The following is a 19,487-nucleotide window of genomic DNA, read 5'->3' on the forward strand; positions in this document are numbered from 1 at the left end:
ACCTATAGCTGACCCTATGTGCCTATGTGGCTCATTGAACACATAGGCACATAGCAAACTCAACAATATGAACAAACAAACAATCTGCGTAGCTGTGGCTCACAAAAACTTCATTCCAAAGAAAAACCCCGAAAACAATCAAATGTTTCGGGGCTCGAACTATATAAATTGTAAAAACTAGTTGTTGTTATACACTTTAATCATAAATACGTAATCCTGCATTTTTTGCACTTGTTTATTACGTTTCAAACCACGCAAGCTGCTTTTCTTACCATAAGAAACTTTTCTGCTTAATGAGTCTTGAGGAATAGCATTTAAAGCTTCCATGATATACTTTGATTTTACGGCAAAAGTAGCACCATCGGTTTTATTTTCTTTTCCGTTAATAATCCCTACCACGTTACCGCTATTATCCAACAAAGGGCCGCCACTGTTGCCCGGATTTACCGGAATAGCTACCTGATAGGCCAAAGTATCCCCATTAATACCATTTCTTGAACTCACATAACCATCGCCCAATACAATATCATCTTTAGGGAAACCCAAAGTGAACACAGATTCGCCAATGCCAGAAGAGCCACGTTTCATGGTATAAGGCAATGCAGGTAAACTTTCAAAGCGTTTATCGCTAATTTTCAGGATAGCAATATCGTTTACAGGATCGCTATAAAACGACTTCGCTTTATAAGAACCATTACTATTTTGTACATAAACAGAATCTGCACCACGAACTACATGGTAATTGGTAACAATGTAACCGTTACCAGAAATAGCGAAACCAGTTCCGCCAAATCTTGCGTTATTGCTATTATTATTACTACTATTATTAGCCTCCCTGGTTTTAATATCCCTGATCAAGGTATTTTGCGTACTTCTAATCTTAGCCATATCCTTGCTCATCGCCTCAAAAGTACCTGCTTGTTTATTATTACTTTGTATAGAGTACAACGAAACCATAGCCAACAATATAAACGAAGCGGCAATAGCCACTGCCGATCTATTGTTACGCCAAAGCTTCACCCATTTCGAAGGATGTGGTCTTAAATTTTCAGCCAGGGCTGCAACGTCAATTTGCGAGTGCACAGCGTCCATTTGTTCCTTTAATTTCACCACATGTGCATATTGAGCCATCGAATCCAAGAAAACCTTATGAGCTACAACCTTGTGATCAATCACGGGATCATTGCTGCGCAACTGTTCAAACGCTATGCGCTCCTCTGCCGTAAGTTTACCTTTTAGATAATCTTCAATAATAGCTTCAAGTTCTATCTCGTTTCTCATTTCCTATGATTGAAAAAATAATTTCTTTAACCTCTGCAAACACTTGTATTTCTGTGTTTTTGCATTATCTGTATTCGTATATCCAAACTTTTCACAAATTTCCTGCATGGAATGGTTATGGATATAAAAATCCTGGATAATTGTTTTGCAAGGCTCGCCCAAATTATCCAGTGCCACTTTCATCTTATCAAACTGCATGTCCTTTTCCTCATGCATTTCCAACTCGTCATCTACCGCCAACACATCTTCAAAATCGGCAATGTTATTAGCCTTCTTGCTCTGCTGGGTAAGTTTTTTCAGCCAAATCCGCCTGCCTACCGAATAGATATAGGTTTTCAGCTTACTGCTCAACTCAAAATTCCCACTGCGCACCTTATTGTAAAGCACAATAATGGCCTCCTGATAAACATCCTTGGCATCATCCTCATCACCACTGTTATTTAAAACAAACTGCAGCACCATGGGGAAATATGCCAAATACAATTTATTTAAAGCCTCTACCGAGTTATTGAGTATCCCTAGTACAACTTCTCTATCTGTTGGTATCTGACTGCTAAACTTTATACTCACCTATTAATACAATTAAAATCAAATGGTAACCCAATAATAATCAAAAAAATCACAAGCTATCCACAAGCAAGCAATCTATATCTATTTGGGAAAGCAATAATTGTGCTATAATCATCGTCTTGCCCCGCTTTCCGCTATATCCCTCGTTTTACTCGGGATGCTCGCTACAATCGGGTTTATAATGCCCCTTTTGTACAAAAAAACTTTTTTTTTAATACCAAATCCGGTAAATAGTAACCCGCAAAAAAGTTGAAAAAAATATTTTAATTTTTTGCTAAAACCTGAGGTTACCTTTTTACCTTTGCGGCATTAAGATGTAAAACTAATTAATTATTAAATCAGAAAATTAAAATGAAAAACTTATTCAAATTTGGCTTTTTAGCATTAGCATTATCTTTAACTGTAGTTGCTTGTTCTTCTGAGAAAAAAGCTGAAGGTACTGACACTGCTGCTGTTGATACAACTGTAGTTGATACAACTGCCGCTGTTGATACTACTAAAGCTGCTCCTGCTGCTCACTAGTCAATAGTTGAAACAAAGTATAAAAGCCTTTCCAAAAATTGGAAAGGCTTTTTTTATGACAGAAAGCAAAGGGCTTTTAGCAGATACCAAAAACATTCTTATACGCTCTTATACGCTTAAAAACAAGCCGTTTCAGAAATTTTGATTTTTTTGAACTTTTATTGGGTTACCTTTTAGCGATTGCCGTATTAATGAACAATTAATTAATTATAAAATAGTTTAAACTAGAAATTAAAATGAAAAACTTATTCAAATTTGGCTTTTTAGCATTAGCATTATCTTTAACTGTAGTTGCTTGTTCTTCTGAGAAAAAAGCTGAAGGTACTGACACTATCGGTGCTGACACTACTGTAACTGCTGATACTACTGTAACCGACACAGTTGTTAAAACTGACACTACTGTTGTTGACTCAACTGTAAAACACTAAGCCAAAATTTAGTGAAAGCATAAAAAAGTCCCGCAAATGTGGGACTTTTTTGATATCCGGGAAATGAATAACCACAAAAAATACGCTTAAAAAATATTTTTATCACACTGACAAACAGCTAATTAAAAATTAAATTATTTTTTTCATCATTTTATCGGGTTACCTTTTAGCGATTGCCGTATTAATGAACAATTAATTAATTATAAAATAGTTTAAACTAGAAATTAAAATGAAAAACTTATTCAAATTTGGCTTTTTAGCATTAGCATTATCTTTAACTGTAGTTGCTTGTTCTTCTGAGAAAAAAGCTGAAGGTACTGACACTATCGGTGCTGACACTACTGTAACTGCTGATACTACTGTAACCGACACAGTTGTTAAAACTGACACTACTGTTGTTGACTCAACTGTAAAACACTAAGCCAAAATTTAGTGAAAGCATAAAAAAAGTCCCGCAAATGTGGGACTTTTTTTATGATAGCATCTTTTTACCTCAAGTTTTTCGCCCCTGGGTAAATCTCAATGAGTATCGCTCCAAAAAATCCATTCGATAAATTTCTCCAATAGGAATTTCGAACGGATCAATATATATTGTACGGGCGTCAAATGAAACTACATGATCTATATTCACAATGTATGATTTACTTACCCTACAAAAACTGGCTGAACTGATTTTTCGTTGTATATTTTTCAAGTTCATTGCGGTAATAAGTTTCTGATTTCCACTGTAAACAATCACGTAGTCCTTTAGCCCTTCAATAAATTGGATATCCCTAAAGTTGATTTTGTACTGTCTTCTATCGGCCTTGATCAACAAATACTCCTGATCGTCTTCATCGGAGCTGTTTTTGGATGCTTTAGCCAACAACAGTTTTTTATAGGCCTGTGCCTTGCTAATTGATTTGGCCAAACGTTCAATACCTATGGGCTTTAACAAATAGTCAAAAGCATTTAAATCGTAACTTTTTAAGGCATATTGCTCATAGGCCGTTGTAAAAATGATCAAGGTATGCTTTGGGATTTGAGCGGCAAATTCCAATCCGGTAACCTTGGGCATCTGAATGTCCAAAAAAATCAGGTCTACCTCATTCCTTGCCAAAAAATCGGAAGCAAGGAAAGCACTTGAAAATTTCCCAACAATTTCCAGATCGGCAACTTCCGCTATCAATGCTTGTAAGCCCTCTCGGGCCAAAGGCTCATCATCTACAATGATACAGTTCATATGGGAATGATTAGATTTACAACATGTTCTTTAGCGGATGTTTCTGAAGTAAGGTGATAGTTATTGGCATACAGCAGTTCCAGCCTCCTTTTAATATTGGCTAGGCCCATTCCTCCCCTAGCCAGCGCAGGCCGAAACCGCTCGTGGCCCACAATGGAATTAATGCACCTGAAATGCAAGCGGCTTTCATCTGCCACAATCCGTAAATGAACATAACTATGGCCACCGGTATCATCAGCACTATGTTTTACGGCATTTTCCACAAAAGTAGTAAAAAGGTTAGGCGGCAATAATATGGTTTTATTTCCGTGGCTAACATTAATGTCAAAGGCAAAATCATCCCGCCTTATCTTTTCCAGGTTGAGAAAATTCGACAAAAAATCCAGTTCGGCTGCGAGGTTGGTATATTCTTCATCATTATCATAAAGTTGGTAGCGCAAAAAGTCGGATAATTTCAAGATTACCAATGATGCCTTTTGCGGGTTAACCTTCACCAAGGTATTTACGTTGTTCAGCATATTGAACAAAAAGTGGGGATTAATCTGGTTCTTGAGGCCATTGAGTTCCATCCTTAGGGTAATATTTTTCATTTCGCTGATCCGCTCGTTATCTTTAATCCAACGCTGCACCAATTTAATAGTGGTTGATACCATAATAAAGGGAACAAAAAATACCACGCCAGAGATAATCACCCTAGTTAAACTGATAGGATGCCGCTCCAAAATACGATAAGGCTCAAAATACTTTTCAATCACCGAAAACATGATAGATAACACCAAAGCCAGCAACACCATTAATACCGTTAAATAGGCAATGTACATGCCCTTAAAGAAAAACATGGGCACTAACAGATAGATATTGATGTATACCAAAAAAACAATGACGGAGTAGTAAACCAATAAGCTATATTGTTCATAGCTGCCACTATAATCGTTGCTGGCTTTGGCATTAAACAATATCAACAATAAACTCAATAGCATGATAGCATGCCTCACGTAAGCGTAGTGCTTATCTATTAAAAAACTGATCAGCTTTTTATTTTGAAAAGCCTTGGAGCCATCATCCACAGAAAAATAGTCTTTCATATTCAAATTGTCTCAAAAATAGCGATATATAGCATTTAAGAGGGCTATAAATTATACGAAACGGCATTAAAATTATACCAAACTTACCTTAGTATAAAAAAAGGCAAGCTTGGTATAAAAAGAAATAAAACCTGCCACACTTTCTTCTTTTTTGCATTAAAAACAAAAAATGCCTTTACGATTAACGAAGTACCCCCCAAGATCGCTCCTCAAAATTCTTACTTCTAATAGAAACGCTCCCCTGTCTTTTGTTTTGTTGCTCATTGGCAGTTCCTGCTTTGGGCAAAAGAAAGATAGCATTCCCCAAAAAATTACTGCCTATGTGGCTGATAAATTTCCCTCAACCCGGGTACTCAATATTGAGCATTACCAGTTGGCCTCGCACAAATTCAACTCTACCTTATTAAATGGCCCGCAAACCCATGGTGAAATCACCAACATGTACCAAACAAAGATTAACCTCAACCAAAACTTCATTCAAAAAAGAAGATGGTCGCTGGGTGGGTCATTTACCTATCGGCACATTGGCGCTACCGCCGTATATACTGATCCTGCTAGCCAAATGCAGCTCATTACCAAAAATAGCTACCATTACCATACCTCTGCCTTAAGTATCGCCTATTTCTCAAAACTTTTAGATAAAACGGTGATTTACTCTGGCGCTGTAGCAGTGGATGGCAGCGAGAAAAATTTCGAAAGGGTAAAAGGGCTGTTTACCGCTACCATGGTATTGAAAGTCAATTTAAAAACCAAAATGACACTTGGCTTGGTGGGTATTGTTGATCCTAGCGCACAAATTCCGGTCATCCCAACTTTCTCCTATGAACATAAATTTAAAAGAAACTGGGCCCTTGATATTGTTTTACCACAACGATTACTTCTTAAAAAAGAAGTTTTTGGCAATGGCAGGATTTCACTTGGTGGCGAACTTGACGGTACAGGTCTTTACCTTTATCAGTTCAACAGATCATCTGGAACGCATGAATTTAGGCAAATTGAAATTAACATGGGTGCCATTTACGAACATTATTTCGGCGGTTCATTGATAGGAACCCTTAAAACAGGCTACAAGAGCATCACTTCGGGGCGGGTGTTTGAAAAGAGCAAGTCGTTTGACAACTATGTTTTTGAAGCTAAACCTAACGGTGCCATGTATTTAAATCTGGGTATTTCCTTTAATCCATTTGCCAAGGGCAAAAGTAAAATTTCAATCTAATGATGAATGATATCAAAATTTTTAAAACGAACGTAGTTAACGCTAAGGATGCCGGCTACATTATGCTGTGTTTACAAAAATTGGTTTCCGACTGCCAGTTTCATTTTGACCTGCAGGACTGTGATCGCATCTTACGTATCGAAGGGAAGCGAATTTCGTCCCAAAAAGTGGTAGATAGCCTTAAAAAACTGGGCTATCAATGTGCAGAGCTTTTTTAGTTGCCAAACCAATCTAATATGGTACGGCACTAGTCTATTTGCTTTTTCGGCTATGTTAATAGCCAACAAATGTTAACTTTGCACATCTTAATAAAAATCAGCAAAATATGACTTTATCTCCGCTACAAGCTATTTCCCCTATTGATGGCCGTTACAGAAAAACCACCGCTAAACTTGCCGACTATTTTTCTGAGTACGCATTGATCAAATATCGCATTTTGGTAGAGGTTGAGTATTTCATTGCCTTGGTTGAAGCCAATGTACCCGGAACTGAGCGTTTTAACAGGAGCTTATTCCCACAGTTAAGAGACATCTACCAATCTTTTAGCGAAGCTGATGCGCAAAATGTAAAAGATACCGAAAGCGTAACCAACCATGATGTAAAAGCAGTAGAGTATTTCATCAAAGCCAAATTTGATGGCCTGAACCTACAAGCTTATAAAGAGTTTATCCACTTTGGCCTAACTTCACAGGATATCAACAACACTGCTATTCCTTATACTTTCAAATTGGCTTTAACCGAAAGCTATGTGCCCGCTTTGGAGCAATTGATTGAAAAACTAAGTGAACTGGCCGAAGAATGGAAAAATGTACCGTTATTGGCACACACCCACGGACAACCCGCTTCGCCAACCAAACTGGGCAAGGAGTTTATGGTGTTTGTAGAGCGCTTGAAAGTACAATTGGCCAATCTAAAAAATGTTCCAAACGGTGCAAAATTTGGCGGTGCTACAGGAAATTTCAATGCACACTACATTGCTTATCCTCAAATTAACTGGGTTGATTTTTCCAATAACTTTGTAAATGAAGTTTTAGGTTTAAGCAGGGCCCAATATACCACCCAAATTGAGCATTACGATCAGTTTGCGGCACAATGTGATGCTCTGAAACGCATCAACAACATCATCATCGATCTTGATCGCGATATTTGGACTTATATTTCCAAGAACTACTTCAAACAAAAAATTAAAGAGGGTGAAGTGGGCTCATCGGCCATGCCGCACAAGGTAAACCCTATTGATTTTGAAAATGCGGAAGGAAATGCCGGAATTGCCAATGCTGTTTTTGAATTTTTAGCGGCTAAATTGCCAATCTCTCGTTTACAGAGAGATTTAACCGACTCAACCGTACTGAGAAATATTGGCGTGCCAATGGCGCATACTTTAATTGCCATCAACTCGACCATGAGAGGCTTGGGCAAAATCATCCTCAACCAACAGGCCATTGATGCTGATTTGGAAGATAACTGGGCAGTAGTTGCCGAGGCTATCCAAACGGTATTGCGTAGAGAAGCCTATCCTAATCCTTACGAAGCTTTAAAAGCACTCACCAGAACTAACCAGAAAATTACCGCTGAAACCATTGCTGTATTTATCGACGGTTTAGAGGTTAGCGATAGCATTAAAGCAGAATTGAAACAAATTACGCCATTTAGCTATACAGGCATTTTTTAGTTGGTTGGTTGGTTGGTTTGTTTTTTAGTTGTTTGGGACTTAAACGAGTTCTTAGCCACTAAAAGATAAATGACCTAAAATAGACATGAGTTGGCATTGCAATTATATATTTTTGTATTTGTAAATTTGATTAGACATGACCATAAACGTATATACAGAGCAAACTCCTAATCCTGCTACCATGAAATTCATGGTGAACAAGCTTTTAATTAATGGCAGTGAAGATTTTGCGACCAGAGAAAGTGCTGAAAGCTCACCTTTTGCCAAAGAACTTTTTAAGTTCAACTTTGTAAATGGTGTTTTCTTTGCCAGTAATTTTGTAACCATCACTAAAACTGATGATGCAGAATGGAGCGATATCGAAGCGATTTTAAAAGAGTTTGTGAAAGGTGCTGTGGAAGCAGAACTAAAAATTAAGGACGCTGCAGAGGAAGCACCTAACTTTGAAGGTTCTGAAACTGAAATTAAAATCCAACAAATCCTACACGACTATGTTCGCCCTGCGGTAGAGCAAGATGGTGGTGCAATTACCTACAAATCATTTGAAGAAGGCATTGTAACGGTAGAATTGAGAGGTTCATGCAGTGGTTGCCCGTCAAGCACCATCACCTTGAAATCAGGCATTCAAAATTTATTGCAACGTATGGTGCCAGAAGTAAAAGAAGTTGTTTCTGAAGCATTATAAGATTGCATTGGTTAAATAATGAAAGCCGCAGTATCACCTACTGCGGCTTTTTTATGTTTTTTGATATAGAAAGCGGCTACTGATTAGCGTCATTGCGAGGTACGAAGCAATCTCTTTATACCCTTTAGATTGCTTCGTACCTCGCAATGACGAACGAATTAACGAAAGTTAAAAATGCTTCTTAATCGTGTCCAAAATTTCCTGGGTAACTAGCCCATTAGAAGCGACAATTTCCCGGGTATTCAAATACTCGTTGCCGCCAGAAAAATTGTGCAATTGTCCGCCGGCTTGCTTCACCAAAAATGCACCGGCGGCCATATCGTATGAATTCAGGTTATATTCGAAATAGGCATCAAACCTGCCACAAGCTACGTAGGCCAAATCAACCGCAGCCGAACCTATCCTACGCAAACCATGGCACTTCTGCATCATTTCGGTAAATAATTGAATGTATTGAGGCTGCTTGTCAAACTGATAATACGGGAAACCAGTGGCCAGCAAACACTGTGATAAATTACTAGCTTGCGATACCCTAATTTCCTTGTTATTCAAATAAGCCGGAGCGCCTTTGTAGGAGTAGAACATCTCGCCCCTGTTAATTTCATATACCACGCCCAATACCGGCTCTAAACCTTCGTAAAGTGCAATGCTGATCGAAAAAGTTGGAATTCCGTGGATGAAGTTAGTGGTACCATCTAAAGGATCAATAATCCAGGTAAAAGGTTGGTTATAGGTATTTTCCGTTTCGTCTTCTTCGGTAATAAACCCAGCCTCAGGCAATATTTTCTTGAGGTTTTTAACCAATTGTCGCTCTGCTGTTTTATCTACATACGAAACAAGGTCGTTAAGTCCCTTATATTCTATTTTGGCATCATCAAAGTTTAAGGATTCTTTCCTAATAAAGTTCCCCGTAAGCCTAGCAATGGCAATTACCTTGTTACACAATAATTCGTAGTTCATTTGCTAGTAATTTGCTAGTTTATCCTTGTTTTTAGATGAATATGAGATCAGCAATATCCCAGCAATAAACAAGATCAATGAGATCAGCTCGGCCTGTGTAAATGAAATTCCGGCTACGGTATATTTAGAGTTTACCCTGATCAATTCTACCAGGAAACGCTCCACACCGGCAAACATCAAATAAATACCGAACATTACCCCAGGCAATTTCACCTTGGTTCTAATTTTCCACAAAAACCAGAAAATCAACAGTGCAGCAATCACTTCGTAAATAGGCGTTGGATACACTGGCTGCGCTAATTCATTGCAAAATTTGCCCACACAACCAGGAATTGGGTTGCCTTCGCCCGCTACGTTGTTTGGATAGGTATAGGCCCACAACCAATCTGGCAACCAGCTAAACGGTTTAGGGTTGAGGTTCACAATCCCCCAATCACCGTCACCAGAAAGATGGCAGCCAATACGGCCAACTCCATACGCCAACATCATTCCGGGCGCACCAACATCAAGCATGTGAAGCGGCTTGATGCCGTTTTTGCGGGCAATATACAATACCGCGGCACCGCCGCAAATCAAACCGCCGTAAAAGGTTAAACCGCTAAAAGAAAGCAGGCCACCAATAGGATCTTTAACAAAAGTATCCCAATGCTCTAGGTTATCGAATATTTTAGCGCCTAAAAAGCCCCAAACGGCTGCCCAAACAACCATGTTGCTCATCAGTTCGTGTGGACGTACGGTTACTTCCACTTTTTTGGGGCTAGGCAACTTAGTTTTTTCCTTTTCTTTATAGGACCAGTACACAAAAAGCGCCGCCAAAGCCAAGCCTCCCAACAGGTTGCCTTTGGTTGAAAGCAAAACCTCTTGCGAATCGGCCACAAACAACTGGTAGTTCACCAACGCATAGATTAATTTATAACCTATTAAAAAGCCAAAAACACCATTCGAAACCAATTCCAAAGTGCTGGCAGGCTCGCCTATGGTGGTTATGCGCTTGGTGGGCTTAATCAATCCTAGCGCTTCCTTGCGTTGAAGCTCTTTGCTAAAAGCCCAATAAGCGGCCAAAAAGGCCAACGCGACAAATACACCGAACGTATTAAAAGGCAATGGCACTTCAATGCCAAATAAATACGAAATAAAATGTGATACGGTTGGGAACATACGTAAAAAGTTTAGGCGAATATATAAAATTTGCCCATTCTTTTGCCCTTTTCAAGAGCTTTTTAAGCCTTTACAAAGTCATTTTTAGGATTAGAAAAGCATGGTTCTGTGCTTATCGTTGCGGTAGTCCCGCTATCCGCTTTACTTCGCTACGCTGCGTGCTCGCTCCTATCGGGTTTAGCTGGCAAGTTTTATGCACAGGTTAATGTGCTATAAACCCGATTGCAATGGAAATCCTTTTTGGTGCGGGAAAAACCTCATAGGTTTCCCCTTGCATCATACCGATCAACCTATGAGGTTTGGGGAAGGGGCCAACAAAAAGATTGAAATGTAAAGCGGGACTAGCGTTGTGATGAGCTACTGAAGTTGCTTTTCTAAATAGATTCGCCATAAAATCAACCATTAAACAATTAAGTATATTAAGCCTTAATGTTTAAAATTACAAAGGCAGTTATTTCAACCTAAAATCGTAACTCGTAAATCTTAATGATGTGCGTAAACGGTTTCCAGCTCTGCAACTTCCACTTCACCATCGGCGGTGAGGGCTACCAATCTAACTTCCTTCAATTCATTTACCATTAAAGGATCGTATTTGGCTTTTACCTTCACATAGTTTTTAGTGAAACCATGCATGAAACCATTTTTTTGATCGTCTTCGAAAAGCACTTGAGCATTTGCACCTATCTGCGATTCGTAGAAAGCTCTTCGTTTTTTATCAGACAGGATATGCAGCATTTTATTACGCTCAAAACGAGTGCTGCCAGCTACTTTACCTTTCATGATGGCCGCTTCGGTTTGTTCACGCTCCGAATAGGTGAATACGTGCAAATAAGAAACATCCAGGCCATTTAGGAATTCGTAGGTATCCAGAAAGTCTTCTTGAGTTTCGCCTGGGAAGCCCACAATTACATCCACCCCGATACAGCAATTAGGCATCAGTTCTTTAATTTTAGCTACCCTGTCCACATAAAGTTCGCGTTGGTAGCGACGTTTCATTAGGCCCAAAATTTTATTAGAACCCGATTGTAATGGTATATGGAAATGCGGCACAAAACGTTTGGAGCTGGCCACAAATTCAATAATATCATTGCTCAGCAAATTAGGTTCAATAGATGAGATACGGATTCTCTCGATTCCTTCCACCTCATCCAAAGCTTTCACCAAGTCAAAAAAGCGATCTTCCCTTTTTCCTGCTCTAATGCCAAAATCGCCAAGGTTTACGCCTGTAAGTACAATTTCTTTGACACCACTAGCTGCAATTTGCTGCGCTTTTTGAACCACACTTTCAATGGTATCGCTACGGCTGCCGCCACGGGCCAAAGGAATGGTGCAATAGGTACAAGGATAATCGCAACCATCCTGCACTTTTAGGAAAGTACGGGTTCTGTCGCCAATAGAATAAGCTGCAATAAAATTATGGTTAACTTTTTCGATATCCTGTTGGTGCACTACCGCTTTGGGTTGTTTGGTCAAATCGGTAATAAACTCTACGATACGGAATTTTTCGGCAGCACCTAAAACCATGTCAACACCTTCAATCTCGGCAATTTCCTGTGGTTTGAGCTGAGCATAACAACCTACAATGGTTACATAGGCATTAGGCGAATATTTAAGTGCTTCTTTTACTACCTTCCTGCATTTTTTATCGGCATGGTCAGTTACTGAACAAGTGTTGATCACGTACACGTCTGCCTTATCGGTAAATTCAACCACGCTGTAACCAGCATCGGTGAACAACCTGCCTATGGTTGAAGTTTCGGAGAAATTCAACTTACAACCCAGTGTATAAAAAGCTACTTTTTTCATTAAGGCAGCAAAGATACGAAAATGTGATAAGTTGTAGATTACCTGTGGTAACTTTTAAGTCATAAGTTAAACCTAAAACGCCACTTTTAGTGTCCTGCTTTAAACTTACCACGTGCTAGTCGTTCCAACGGTAGCTTTCCTTTTCTAATCCTGCTAAATCAATCACCCTATCTACCACGGTTTGCGCCACTTCTTCAATGGTTTTGGGCAAGCTATAAAAAGATGGGTTGGCTGGACAGATGATCCCTCCTGCTTCGGTCACCAGTTTCATATTCTGCAGATGGATGAGGCTGAAGGGGGTGTCACGTACTACAGCAATCAGTTTCCTGCGCTCTTTTAAGATAACATCGGCAGCTCTCGAGATCAGGTCATTAGAAATACCATGGGCGATACGCCCCAAGGTTCCCATGGAACAAGGTGCAATAATCATGGTATCGTACTTTGCAGATCCGGAGGCAAAAGGCGCATTGAAATCTGTTTTGGCATAGAAGTCAAATGGGTAGTGTTTGTAGTGGTCGTTGCCCAGTTCATATTGCCAAACTTCCTTAGCATTATCAGACATCACAACGCCTATTTTTTCTACTTGTGCCGACAGCTTGCGAAGATCATCTAACAACAACTTAGCATAAATAGACCCACTTGCACCTGTAACTGCTACTACAATTTTTCTCTTTTGCATAAGCACAAATATACAATGCGTATTTTAATGTGTAGGTAAAATCGCAAATGTGACGTTTTAATGGACTAAAGGAACTTTTATTCATTGTGCAAAATAGGCAGGTTGCAAATAATCCGACTAAAAATCAACGCAGTACAACTTATAAGCATTTTTTATTTGCAGGTAAAACTGGATGTTTCTATATTTGCACCTCCTTAGAACGAAGGAAGATTCCGTAGCTCAGCTGGTAGAGCATTACACTTTTAATGTAGTGGTCCTGGGTTCGAATCCCAGCGGGATCACAAAAAGGCCCGTCCGGTCCGCAAAGTCACTCTTTTAGAGTGGCTTTTTTCGTTTAAAACCGCTCAAATATGCGGTTCTGTTGAGAAAAGCATAACAGATAACAACAAAGAATTACAGACATGTAGGGTACCTATTCGGGTACCCATTCTATTTGTCTAAATTGGTACCCTCGATTGACCCAATGGATTTGTGCGTAGGGTTTTTAGGATTGAGCAAAGCAATTATTCAACCACCTAAAAAATGTGTTATGAAGGTTAACGAAAAGCTTTCCATCTTGCTGATGCTGGAAAAGGCCAGGACAACAAAAGATGGCAAATCGCCCATTACGGTAAGGCTTACCGTGGACGGCAAAAGAGCCGAGCTCTCGCTCGGGCAGAAGATAAATGCCAATATGTGGAGCCAGGATGCCGGAATGGCCCGCGGCAGTTCACAGGAGGCCCGTCTGATCAATACGGTTATTGACCGTGTAAAGGGTAAACTCCGGCAGCATTACGATCTGCTGTCATCCCGGTACGACTATGTTTCGGCGGCTATGGTAAAAGAGGCATTCCAGGGTAAAACAAAGCGCCAGAATGAAAAGACATTATTACAGGCCTTCGATTTTGTGATCGAAAGAATGGGGAAAAAGGTAGAAAAAGGGCTTAGGGCTAGGCCTACCCTCGTTAAGCTAAAGGGAACGAGGGACAAAGTATGCTCCTTTCTTAAAAAGGAGTACAATGTTGCGGACATGGCATTGGAGAAGATCACCTACTCCTTTGCGGAGGACTTTACCGATTTCCTGATGCTGGAACAGGGTTTAGAAAACAACTCGGCCATGAAGCACATCAAGAATACCAAACATGTCATTAAGACCGCACTTGAACGGGATTGGGTAAGGAAGAATGCCATTACCGGTTATAAGTGCTCGTATATAGACCCCGACAGGGATATATTGAACGACGATGAATTAGTACTCCTGTATTCAAAGAAGATGCCCATAAAACGCTTGGAGGAAATAAGGGATGCTTACCTGTTTATGTGCTTTACAGGGTTTGCCTACAAGGATGCAAGTATGCTTGCCCCTGAACATGTTACCACGTTTTTTGACGGAGAAGAATGGATTGTCAAGAATAGGGAAAAGACCTGGTGCCGCGAAAACGTACCCTTGTTGCCAGTAGCCAAAGAGATTATAAAAAAGTATGAAAACCATCCCTCTTGTGTTGCCAATAACACCCTTCTCCCGTTGAAGAGCAACCAGAAGTTCAATGCCTATCTGAAGGAAATAGTTGATATCTGCGGCATCAACAAGAACCTGACTACACATACGGCAAGGCATACATTCGCCACTACAGTAACGTTGGCCAACGGTGTACCCTTGGAAACGGTCAGTGCGCTATTGGGCCATAAATCTATAAGAACGACACAGATTTATGCAAAGATTGTGGCACAGAAAGTCAGTTCGGACATGAAGCTTCTGAAAGCCAGGTTGAGTATAAAAATGCCGGTCTCTATGCTGGGAAGCAAATCGGCATAAACTTTGGCTGTTTATTAAGTCCGTCCCAAATATGGGATGGGCTTTTTCCATGTTCCTCATAGGTACAGAATTTGTAGGTGTAAACTTTTTAGCCTAAGGGTTTCGTATTTTTGGTGTCGTTATCCCGAATTGTCTTTCGGAGTGAGGAAATGATAATGTGAAGTTGAAAAATAAAGACAAGATGAAAAATCCTTTAGAGAACAGACCCCGGCTGTACAGGGAACAGCTATTGACCGTTGAAGATATGGAGCAGTTTAAGTTTGAACTGCTGGAAGCCATGAAAAAGCTATTAAAGTCTAATGGTACACCACCTCCCAAAAAATGGCTGAAAACCGATGAGGTACGTAAGATACTGGGCATATCGGCCGGAAAATTGTTGAACCTGCGTATCAACGGAACGCTCCCTTACACTAAAATTGGCGGGGTAATCTATTACGACCAGGATGACATACAACAAATGTTTTCTTCGAGGAAATTCCAACATCCGTAGGTAATGGATATTCTTAATACACGTGGACTGGGGCGGCAGGTACCGCCTCCCTTTAGGTTTGTTAGCATATATTTTATGCAAAAGGGGCTGGATGAGAGCGAAGCACTAAAATTTTATGAATACCACCAACAGCACAACTGGAGGGATACTAAAGGCAGGCCTGTTAAAAACTGGAAAACACTTGCTTGCGATTGGATATGGGCTTTGCGGAGTATCAGGTTTGTTAGTTAAATTAGGGAGAAAGATTTATTTTACGTAAACGTTCTTTTGTTATAGTTCCTTTAATGCATTTATAATATCCTCTGTAGAATGAATTGAAGTATTCAACGCCATCTTGTCCGCTAAGGTTGGACTGAACTTTAGAACTTCGTCTTTGGATATTTTATGCCATATTGGAAGAATTACTTTGTGTCCGTTCATTTCCCTTGCAACCATACCGTTGAGTTCATATTCTGTCCAGTTTTTCTTTACAAACGAAGGGGATATGATTACAATTCCAAACCTTGAATTTATTAGACCTGTGTCTATTTTTCTTCTCAGGCTATCTCCGATTTTCAGTTCAAATTCATCATACCACACTTGAAACCCATTATCTCTTAATGCATCTGCAAGGCTTCTCACAATGCCGTCTTTATCTTCTGATGCATGAGAGATAAAGAAATCGTATTGCTTAATCTCATTTTCAAAAGCCTCTTGTTGGTTGGACATTAATTTAGATGAGTAGTTTTGATTAATTAAATAGTCTAATTGGCTTTTTTGTTGCTCAATAGAACGCTGTAACTCCCGTTGAAAATCTAATTGTTTCTGGTTCTGCTTTTTTTGTTCATTTTCTTCAGCTTTTCTAAGTTCTTGTTTCTTCCGTCCTAGTTCACTTGTTTTTGTTGCTATTTTCTTCTGATGGTCGGCTACTTTTTTTTTACAGTTGAAAATTTCATTTTGATAGCTTTGTATTTGACGTTGTTTGCTTTGCAGGGATGCAAGTGAAGTATTTTTATTGATAGACCTGTTTACGGTATCAATCTGTTTGGTCTTGTCATTTTCTTTTTTGCTTTCATCGGCTATCTTTTTATATAGATCAGCTATTTCTTTTTCAATGCTATTTATTTGATTTTGGTAGTATGTTGTGTTCATGATTTAGATAAATTTTTCTATACTCTAGTTAGCAAATTTTTAAATTATTCACAAGAAACCTGGTCTGAATTTGCTAGCCTAAGTCAGATTTATATTACAAGAAGTGTTTTTTGCATTCTTATAGTTTGGTTATATGAATTAAAATTACATAAAATATCCGGGGCAGTATATTTACATTAAACAACTCTCTATTACGGTTCACCCTTTCCTCCTCACACTTGCAAAGTCGTGTATATTACCCTGGTTTAAGGAAGCGCATAGCTTTATTTTTGGTTTGTAATTGCAACCATTATTAGTAGTGTGGCCTTACCGTATGGGCACACCACTATTTAGTCTACCCAAAGCCACAGCAATATGGTATTATATGAAAGTGATAGAACCCGTTTAGAGGAACTAAAAAGTTTCATTGATGAGCACATCCATGAAAAGCTTGTTATTGCAGCTTTGGCCGAACGGTATGGAATGAGTACCCGCACATTGCAACGGCAATTTTTAGCTATGTACAGAGAGCCGGTTTTTAACTACATACATCGCAAAAGGATGCAAACGGCCATGAACATAATTACCTCTCGTACCATGCGTATTAGCCAAACTGCTTATGCTGTAGGCTATCGCAGTCTCCCTTCGTTTGTAAAGGCTTTTACCAAATATTATGGCCACCCACCAACGTATTATGCAGGCTTTGCAAACGATTAAAATTTGGCAGGCACGTTTGGATAATATACTGCCGCAATAGGATAACGATTTGCTTGGTTTGGATAACTTTTTGCCGTGATTGGATAAACAGGCTCTTCTAATTTTACATGGCGTTACGGAAGAGGCGTTACGGAAGAAACTCTGAGCAGATGAAATGCGATCAACGGAATATAGACAGTATGACCCTTTAAAATAGTTTTCCATGCTCCGAAGAATTACACTAGAACTTATTACTATCCTTTTTATTGTTCTTTGGATGTACGCCGGACTAAGCAAGTTGTTTGAGTACGACAAGTTCCGGTTTCAGTTGGGGCGCTCTCCTTACATAGAAAGTATGGCAGGTGTAATCGCCTGGCTATTGCCCTTGGGCGAAATTGTACTAGCCGTTTTGTTGGTGCCCAAAGCAACACGCTTGTTGGCACTGTATGGTTCGTTCTTTTTAATGCTGTTGTTTACGGGCTATATCTACATGATGCTGCACCATAGCTATTTTATACCCTGTAGCTGTGGCGGCATATTGGCCCTGATGGACTGGCACGCCCATCTAATATTTAATGTGGGTTTTACGGTACTGGCTTTAGTTGGGGTTTTGCTTTTTAAGCTGTTGCCAAAAAGTAATTCCGCAATGAAAATCGCTTTCAATTGACTGCATGGTTATGAAAAACAGGATATTCGTTTTAGTGGGTTTAACAGTTGCTGCTTTTGCAATACTATTGGCATTAGGCACCAATGTTAGCAACAAGACCCGGCACAAAAATGGGTTTAGCCGCTCTATAATTCATCTTAGCCCAACACTTACAACAGAACTGCCTTTTATAGACGAGGTGCGTAATGTATGTGGCAGTTACGATGAGTGGATTTTTATAGAAACGGCTACGGTGGGTAAACTGTATAAATTTTCAAGCCAATCGCATACCCTTGATACCGTTATTATTCCCATGCCTAAAATTGCTGGTTTTGCTCATGCTTTTTCTACCGAGGTGCTTTATCCCTTTGTTTACATCAATAGTAGTTACGCACGCTGCCAAATCAGATACAATCTATTAAATGCACAGGTTGATACTATGCAATTGCTAACCGGAGGTTTTACCAATGCAGTTATGCTGCATAATGGCGATGTGGTTGTAAAAGCTATTGATACCCCCTCTTTTAACAGCAAATTTAAAAAGGTGGCTGCGGCCAGCCGGCAAATACTTGTGGAGAAAAATCTGTCTCCCGAATTGGGAGATGCGGGAATTACGTTAGATGGTAAACTGAGTTACGACCCCTCGTTGGGCTTGTTGGTTTACGTTTGTTATTACAATAACCAGATTACCTGTTTTGATACCACATTGAAAAAGGTTTATAACTCCCGTACCATTGATACGGTAAAGTTTTCGCCAGTAGGGCTAAAAAAAACATCATCTTATGTATCGTTTGCTAAGCCACCATTTACCATTAATGCTTACAGTACGGTGGCAGCAGGTAGGCTTTACGTAAAATCTTTATTGAATGCCGATGACGAGACTACGGATAATGACCATACGGTTATAGATGTTTATAGTGTTACAGATGGTAGGTATAGCGGAAGTTTTTATCTGCCTAAGCCCAAAAAGCAGGTGCCATTATTTAAAATTTATAACGACCGGGTTATTGTATTGAGCAAACACCTGTTGAGTATTTATTCGCTTAACCTAAAGCAGTTGCCCACATAAATATCTTGAAAGAGGAATAATTTATTAACCCTCAACAATAGCGTAGCCGGTAATGCCGCCCGATACGCTGATAACAGATAGCGGATTGTTTAATTTTTGTTGTGGTATATAAAATCGAATACCAAACGCCCCATTTTTTAACCATCTAATTTTAAAAACAATGAAAAAAGTAAAAATCTCCTTAGCAGCAGTAGCCTTGCTTTTGGCTACCGGCATTACCTATGCCACTACATCAAAAAGCACAAGTGAAAATGTTCCTTGCAAATCAAGTCCGTTTTTAACAGAGCCAGATATGTCCTACAATCCTGAAGACTGTCAGAATGTTATTGAGGTAATCTGCTGTTTTGACGCTGAAACGAACCTGCCAATTAGAAAAACAGAACTATAGCATTGAACT

At 39.5% G+C, this 19,487-nt stretch carries 22 protein-coding genes and 1 tRNA gene; 14 read left to right on the forward strand and 9 right to left on the reverse strand.

Annotation, left to right across the window (positions count from 1 at the left end; all coding sequences use genetic code 11):
* Window positions 1-177: 177 nt before the first annotated feature.
* The gene (locus tag DUT71_RS09715) at window positions 178-1,281 is read right to left on the reverse strand and encodes a trypsin-like peptidase domain-containing protein (protein WP_113662335.1); all 1,104 of its coding nucleotides are present in this window, start codon (window positions 1,279-1,281) and stop codon (window positions 178-180) included.
* 3 nt (window positions 1,282-1,284) lie between these two features.
* Window positions 1,285-1,851, reverse strand: coding sequence for an RNA polymerase sigma factor (locus tag DUT71_RS09720; protein WP_113662336.1), 567 nt, complete (start codon window positions 1,849-1,851; stop codon window positions 1,285-1,287).
* Between the two features lie 351 nt (window positions 1,852-2,202).
* On the opposite strand from DUT71_RS09720, the gene DUT71_RS20375 reads away from it, so the two are divergent.
* From DUT71_RS20375 to DUT71_RS09730, 3 genes are all read left to right on the forward strand, one after another.
* Complete coding sequence (locus DUT71_RS20375; protein ID WP_205313900.1) at window positions 2,203-2,373, forward strand: hypothetical protein; 171 nt, start codon at window positions 2,203-2,205, stop codon at window positions 2,371-2,373.
* A 236-nt stretch (window positions 2,374-2,609) separates the two neighbouring features.
* Window positions 2,610-2,801 (forward strand): hypothetical protein, encoded by a 192-nt coding sequence (locus DUT71_RS09725; RefSeq protein ID WP_113662337.1) that lies wholly within the window; start codon window positions 2,610-2,612, stop codon window positions 2,799-2,801.
* 229 nt (window positions 2,802-3,030) lie between these two features.
* Entirely contained in the window at window positions 3,031-3,222 is a 192-nt protein-coding gene (locus tag DUT71_RS09730) for a hypothetical protein (RefSeq protein WP_113662337.1), read from the forward strand.
* A gap of 72 nt (window positions 3,223-3,294) precedes the next feature.
* On the opposite strand, the gene DUT71_RS09735 is transcribed toward DUT71_RS09730, so the two are convergent.
* Together DUT71_RS09735 and DUT71_RS09740 are read right to left on the reverse strand one after the other, a co-directional pair.
* Window positions 3,295-4,023 carry a LytR/AlgR family response regulator transcription factor gene (locus tag DUT71_RS09735; protein WP_113662338.1) on the reverse strand — a complete coding sequence of 243 codons (729 nt, stop codon included), beginning with the start codon at window positions 4,021-4,023 and terminating at the stop codon, window positions 3,295-3,297.
* Window positions 4,020-5,108 (reverse strand): sensor histidine kinase, encoded by a 1,089-nt coding sequence (locus DUT71_RS09740; protein WP_113662339.1) that lies wholly within the window; start codon window positions 5,106-5,108, stop codon window positions 4,020-4,022. Before DUT71_RS09740 ends, DUT71_RS09735 begins: the two co-directional genes overlap by 4 nt.
* A gap of 169 nt (window positions 5,109-5,277) precedes the next feature.
* Here DUT71_RS09740 and DUT71_RS09745 point away from each other — a divergent pair, with 169 nt between their 5' ends.
* The 4 genes from DUT71_RS09745 (at window position 5,278) to DUT71_RS09760 (ending at window position 8,681) form a co-directional block, all read left to right on the forward strand.
* The gene (locus tag DUT71_RS09745) at window positions 5,278-6,324 is read left to right on the forward strand and encodes a hypothetical protein (RefSeq protein WP_162796011.1); all 1,047 of its coding nucleotides are present in this window, start codon (window positions 5,278-5,280) and stop codon (window positions 6,322-6,324) included.
* Complete coding sequence (locus DUT71_RS09750; RefSeq protein ID WP_162796012.1) at window positions 6,324-6,542, forward strand: hypothetical protein; 219 nt, start codon at window positions 6,324-6,326, stop codon at window positions 6,540-6,542. The genes DUT71_RS09745 and DUT71_RS09750 overlap by 1 nt, the downstream gene beginning before the upstream one ends.
* A 107-nt stretch (window positions 6,543-6,649) precedes the next feature.
* Window positions 6,650-7,996: an adenylosuccinate lyase gene (gene purB, locus DUT71_RS09755; RefSeq protein WP_113662342.1), complete on the forward strand. Its 1,347-nt coding sequence runs from the start codon at window positions 6,650-6,652 to the stop codon at window positions 7,994-7,996.
* A gap of 136 nt (window positions 7,997-8,132) precedes the next feature.
* Complete coding sequence (locus DUT71_RS09760; RefSeq protein WP_113662343.1) at window positions 8,133-8,681, forward strand: NifU family protein; 549 nt, start codon at window positions 8,133-8,135, stop codon at window positions 8,679-8,681.
* A gap of 168 nt (window positions 8,682-8,849) precedes the next feature.
* Here DUT71_RS09760 and DUT71_RS09765 read toward each other — a convergent pair whose 3' ends face one another.
* The 4 genes from DUT71_RS09765 to DUT71_RS09785 all read right to left on the reverse strand — a co-directional run bounded on the left by DUT71_RS09765 (window position 8,850) and on the right by DUT71_RS09785 (window position 13,284).
* The gene (locus DUT71_RS09765) at window positions 8,850-9,641 is read right to left on the reverse strand and encodes an inositol monophosphatase family protein (protein WP_113662344.1); all 792 of its coding nucleotides are present in this window, start codon (window positions 9,639-9,641) and stop codon (window positions 8,850-8,852) included.
* 3 nt (window positions 9,642-9,644) lie between these two features.
* A complete protein-coding gene (locus tag DUT71_RS09770) occupies window positions 9,645-10,799 on the reverse strand; it encodes a prolipoprotein diacylglyceryl transferase (RefSeq protein WP_113662345.1) in 1,155 nt (384 codons plus the stop codon).
* Window positions 10,800-11,282: 483 nt separating this feature from the next.
* On the reverse strand, window positions 11,283-12,605 hold the full coding sequence (mtaB, locus tag DUT71_RS09780; protein WP_113662347.1) for a tRNA (N(6)-L-threonylcarbamoyladenosine(37)-C(2))-methylthiotransferase MtaB: 1,323 nt from the start codon (window positions 12,603-12,605) through the stop codon (window positions 11,283-11,285).
* 115 nt (window positions 12,606-12,720) lie between these two features.
* Window positions 12,721-13,284 (reverse strand): UbiX family flavin prenyltransferase, encoded by a 564-nt coding sequence (locus tag DUT71_RS09785; protein ID WP_113662348.1) that lies wholly within the window; start codon window positions 13,282-13,284, stop codon window positions 12,721-12,723.
* A 208-nt stretch (window positions 13,285-13,492) separates the two neighbouring features.
* On the opposite strand from DUT71_RS09785, the gene DUT71_RS09790 reads away from it, so the two are divergent.
* From DUT71_RS09790 to DUT71_RS09800, 3 genes are all read left to right on the forward strand, one after another.
* Window positions 13,493-13,565: transfer RNA gene (locus tag DUT71_RS09790), tRNA-Lys, on the forward strand.
* Window positions 13,566-13,813: 248 nt separating this feature from the next.
* The gene (locus tag DUT71_RS09795; RefSeq protein WP_162796013.1) at window positions 13,814-15,079 is read left to right on the forward strand and encodes a site-specific integrase; all 1,266 of its coding nucleotides are present in this window, start codon (window positions 13,814-13,816) and stop codon (window positions 15,077-15,079) included.
* Window positions 15,080-15,260: 181 nt separating this feature from the next.
* Complete coding sequence (locus DUT71_RS09800; RefSeq protein WP_113662422.1) at window positions 15,261-15,569, forward strand: helix-turn-helix domain-containing protein; 309 nt, start codon at window positions 15,261-15,263, stop codon at window positions 15,567-15,569.
* A 270-nt stretch (window positions 15,570-15,839) separates the two neighbouring features.
* On the opposite strand, the gene DUT71_RS09805 is transcribed toward DUT71_RS09800, so the two are convergent.
* Window positions 15,840-16,700 (reverse strand): toll/interleukin-1 receptor domain-containing protein, encoded by an 861-nt coding sequence (locus DUT71_RS09805; protein WP_113662350.1) that lies wholly within the window; start codon window positions 16,698-16,700, stop codon window positions 15,840-15,842.
* 354 nt (window positions 16,701-17,054) lie between these two features.
* On the opposite strand from DUT71_RS09805, the gene DUT71_RS09810 reads away from it, so the two are divergent.
* The 4 genes from DUT71_RS09810 (at window position 17,055) to DUT71_RS20195 (ending at window position 19,478) form a co-directional block, all read left to right on the forward strand.
* Window positions 17,055-17,396: a helix-turn-helix domain-containing protein gene (locus tag DUT71_RS09810; RefSeq protein ID WP_113662351.1), complete on the forward strand. Its 342-nt coding sequence runs from the start codon at window positions 17,055-17,057 to the stop codon at window positions 17,394-17,396.
* Window positions 17,397-17,598: 202 nt separating this feature from the next.
* The gene (locus tag DUT71_RS09815; protein WP_113662352.1) at window positions 17,599-18,042 is read left to right on the forward strand and encodes a MauE/DoxX family redox-associated membrane protein; all 444 of its coding nucleotides are present in this window, start codon (window positions 17,599-17,601) and stop codon (window positions 18,040-18,042) included.
* A gap of 10 nt (window positions 18,043-18,052) precedes the next feature.
* Window positions 18,053-19,090 carry a hypothetical protein gene (locus DUT71_RS09820; RefSeq protein WP_162796014.1) on the forward strand — a complete coding sequence of 346 codons (1,038 nt, stop codon included), beginning with the start codon at window positions 18,053-18,055 and terminating at the stop codon, window positions 19,088-19,090.
* 160 nt (window positions 19,091-19,250) lie between these two features.
* Entirely contained in the window at window positions 19,251-19,478 is a 228-nt protein-coding gene (locus tag DUT71_RS20195) for a DUF6520 family protein (RefSeq protein WP_162796015.1), read from the forward strand.
* The last annotated feature ends 9 nt before the right edge of the window (window positions 19,479-19,487 follow it).

Origin of the sequence: Pedobacter nanyangensis (genome assembly GCF_003313505.1) — a bacterium.
In the GTDB taxonomy this organism is placed as follows: domain Bacteria; phylum Bacteroidota; class Bacteroidia; order Sphingobacteriales; family Sphingobacteriaceae; genus Pedobacter; species Pedobacter nanyangensis.